This window comes from Flagellimonas alvinocaridis (genome assembly GCF_004916895.1).
Lineage (GTDB): Bacteria > Bacteroidota > Bacteroidia > Flavobacteriales > Flavobacteriaceae > Flagellimonas > Flagellimonas alvinocaridis.
This window is the reverse complement of record NZ_SNTZ01000025.1, coordinates 1-2,532: the sequence shown is the minus strand read 5'-3', so window position 1 is coordinate 2,532 and position 2,532 is coordinate 1. Positions and strand designations below refer to the sequence as shown.

The 2,532-nt window shown below is 49.4% G+C and carries 2 protein-coding genes; both read left to right on the top strand.

Translation table 11 applies throughout. The features are described 5' to 3' along the window. Positions 1-134 precede the first annotated feature (134 nt). Positions 135-1,679 (top strand): IS21 family transposase, encoded by a 1,545-nt coding sequence (gene istA, locus EZV76_RS16740; protein WP_136567681.1) that lies wholly within the window; start codon positions 135-137, stop codon positions 1,677-1,679. 24 nt (positions 1,680-1,703) lie between these two features. Then, positions 1,704-2,441 carry an IS21-like element helper ATPase IstB gene (gene istB / locus EZV76_RS16735; protein WP_136567680.1) on the top strand — a complete coding sequence of 246 codons (738 nt, stop codon included), beginning with the start codon at positions 1,704-1,706 and terminating at the stop codon, positions 2,439-2,441. The last annotated feature ends 91 nt before the right edge of the window (positions 2,442-2,532 follow it).

The following is a 2,532-nucleotide window of genomic DNA, read 5'->3' as shown; positions in this document are numbered from 1 at the left end:
TACCACCCTCGCCGGGTTAAAGTGACCATAGCTGGCCGGACGAAAGTGACCCACCCGCGCCGGGCCAAAGTGGACCACCTTTAGATTAGATCTATCTGTAAAAAGTCTAAGTGCTTTTTTTGTTAAAAAGCACCATGGCGAACAAGCAGATAGACATGMGGAAAATAAAACTGATTTACAAACTGTACACCTCCGGCACTAGCAAACGGAGGATAAGCCAGCAATTGGGCATATCCCGTGTCACAATCAGGAAGTACATCGAATTCTTCAAGCGCTACCGTTTTACGGCCTACGAGGTGGAGAAGATGACCTTGGAGGAACTCCACAACCTTTTYAAGGACGGGCAAAAGCGCAAGAGCCAACGGTTGCTGACCTTAMGGCAGTACTTYCCCTATTTTGACAAAGAGCTCCGCAAGACCGGGGTGACCAGGCAATTGTTGTGGGAGGAATATTATGCCAAGCACCCCGATGGCTTCAAGCTCTCACAGTTCAAGTATTGGTACGCCGAATGGCGCAAGGAAACCTCTCCGGTAATGCACATGGAGCACAAGGCCGGCGACAAGCTCTTTATAGACTTCACGGGAAAGAAACTCCATATCGTTGACAGGGAGACCGGTGAACTGAAGGAACTGGAGGTGTTCGTGTGTATACTCGGCAGCAGCCAATACACTTATGTAGAGGCCTGTGCAAGCCAAAAACTGGAGGACTTCATCCGCTGCACCGARAACGCACTRTGGTTCTACGGCGGCGTACCAAAGGCCCTGGTGCCCGACAACCTTAAGTCGGCGGTCACCAAGAGCAGCCGTTACGAGCCCAAGGTCAACGAGGTSTTCGCCGACTTTGCCGAACACTACGAAACGGCGGTACTGCCCACACGTACCTATAGGCCAAGGGACAAGGCCATAGTGGAGAACGCCGTGAAGATAATCTACACCAGGGTGTTCGCCCCTTTACGGAACCAGGTCTTCCAYRGCATGRCCGATATCAACATSGCGATAAGGGAACTGTTGGAAAAACACAACGCAATGYCGTTCAGGGGAAGGGAATATTCCAGGCGTTCGCTTTTYATGGAAATCGAGAAGGGAGAACTGATGCCCCTGCCCGAGAAACGCTATGAGGTAAAACGATATGCCCAGGCCACCGTRCACAAGAACAGCCATATCTATTTTGGGAAGGACAAGCATTATTACAGCGTGCCCTACAGACATATAGGCAAACAGGTCAAGCTGGTCTATACCGACAACATCGTCGAGATCTACCATAAGCACGAAAGGTTCGCCGTACATACAAGGRRCAGGAAAAAATACGGCTATACCACCTTGGCCGACCATATGCCATCGCACCATCGTTTCGTAAGCGAGTGGAGCAGCGAAAGGTTCATCGATTGGGCGGGCAATATCGGCGGACACTGTAAAGGGTACATCATTGCCATCCTRGAGAAGAAGCAACACCCGGAACAATCCTACAAATCCTGTCTGGGGGTACTCCACCTTGCCAAAAARTATGGMAGRGAMCGTCTTGAGAATGCGTGCAAACGTGCCTCGGAATATGGTGCGTACAACTACAATATGGTCGAGCGCATCCTGAAAAAGGGATGGGACCAGATCGATGAASGTATSGACGGGGATATGGAAATGCCCGARCACAACAACATAAGAGGGGGGAAATACTACGAATAGGAACAATACTTAAAAACAGGACATATGAACGAAAAAACAATGCAATTGATGAAAGAAATGAGGCTCTATGGAATGCACAGGGCCTTTGCAACAACAATGGAAACCGGAGGTGCCGATACCGACTATACCAATGACGAACTCATTGCCTATCTCGTCCAGAACGARTGGGACGACCGCCATAACCGTAGGATAGAGCGATTGACCAAGTCCGCAAGGTTCAGGTATACGGCCGTCATGGARGCCATCGACTACCGACCGTCGCGCCAACTGGACAAGAACCTGGTCCGGCGGCTCGGTTCCTGCGGGTTCATCCAAAAAARGGAGAACATACTTATTACCGGTAGTACCGGCGTGGGCAAAAGTTACCTGGCATCGGCCATCGGCCACCAGGCCTGTTCCATGGGATCAAAAACAATGTACTTCAATACCGCAAAGCTCTTTACCCTGCTCAAGACATCAAAGGCCGACGGTTCCTATCCAAAGCAGATAAGCAAACTTGAAAAACAGGACCTGCTCATCTTGGATGACTTCGGCCTTAAGCCATTGGACAACATCAATAGGCATGCACTTATGGAGATCATCGAGGACAGGCACGGCAAAAAATCCACTATAATAGCATCACAATTGCCCGTATCAAAGTGGCACGACATTATCGGGGAGAGAACACTGGCCGATGCCATCCTCGACCGTTTGGTGCATACAGCTCACAGAATAGATATAAAAGGAGAATCGATGAGAAGAAAATTAAAAAATAAAAACTAAGTTTAACCCAAGGATAGATCAAATCTGGGCAGTTCGTTTGCTATGGTCAGTTTTATCCGGCGAAGGTGGGTCAGTTTACCCGGCTTATCCA